Origin of the sequence: Phyllobacterium trifolii, from assembly GCF_014192095.1 — a bacterium.
GTDB classification, from domain to species: Bacteria; Pseudomonadota; Alphaproteobacteria; order Rhizobiales; family Rhizobiaceae; genus Phyllobacterium; species Phyllobacterium trifolii.
The window spans coordinates 1-1020 of record NZ_JACHXN010000069.1; the positions used below are offsets into that span (position 1 = coordinate 1).

Consider the following 1020-nt stretch of genomic DNA (forward strand, 5'->3'; position numbering starts at 1 on the left):
CCGCCAGCTCGACGGGATCGCTCTCGCCATCGAGCTCGCGGCGGCGCGGGTGGAGGCATTCGGCACGCGCGGGATCGCTGAACTTCTGAACGATCGACTGCGGTTGCTGACGGGTGGACGGCGCACCGCTCTGCCCCGCCATCAAACCTTGGCAGCAATGATCGACTGGAGTTACGGGGCGCTCTCTGACGGTGAGCGTAAAGTCCTGCGTCGACTTGCGGTGTTCACTGGCGATTTCGAGCGGGATGCGGCTGTCGCCATTGCAACCGACCCGACCGCCCCCGATCGCGATGTACCGGGTCATCTTGCTGACCTCGTTGCCAAATCCCTGGTGTCGGTAGACGCTCAAGGCAAGGCCGCTCGATACCGTCTGCTCGACACGACACGGGCGTTCGTTTTGGACAAAGTTCGGGATGAAGGGGAGCTCGACGCCGTCATGCGGCAACTCGTGGCCTATCTGTGCGAAGTCCTACGGCATTCGCAGGAGGAAGTCGAAACCTTGTCGAGCGAAGACTGGCTGTCGCGATATGGTATCCACATCAACAACGTGCGCTTCGCTTTGGACTGGGCCTACTCGGATCACGGCGACTTGGAAGTAGGCCTCGGGCTCACCGTCGCCGCCATTCCGATATGGTACCAGCTTTCTCTGGTCGACGAATGCCTGACCAGCGTCCAACGAGCGCTGCGGGGTATCGCCCCCGGAGAGCGAAGAGACCAAAACGCTCGTCAGATTATGCAGCTCTACAGAGCGCTCGGGCTTTCAAAAGCTTTCAAGATCGGGTTTGCGCCACAAGCTACGGCCGCGTTCGCCAAGGCCTTGGAGATATCGGAAGAGCTCGGCGACCTGGACGCTCAGGCGGAAGCTCTCTGGGGCTTGTGGGTCGCACAGGTCGGAATGGGTGAATACAGGGAGTCGCTGGGTAGCGCCGAACGTTTCGTGGCGGTCGCAGAAAGTGGACTCGATCGTTTCATCGGCGACCGCATGCTCAGTATGACACTCTTCTGCATGGGAGACTTCCG

At 60.9% G+C, this 1020-nt stretch carries 1 protein-coding gene; it reads left to right on the top strand.

Features of this window, described 5'->3' with window-relative positions:
* A partial coding sequence (locus tag FHS21_RS30395; RefSeq protein WP_446686536.1) for an ATP-binding protein occupies positions 1 to 1020 on the top strand: 1020 nt, incomplete at both ends.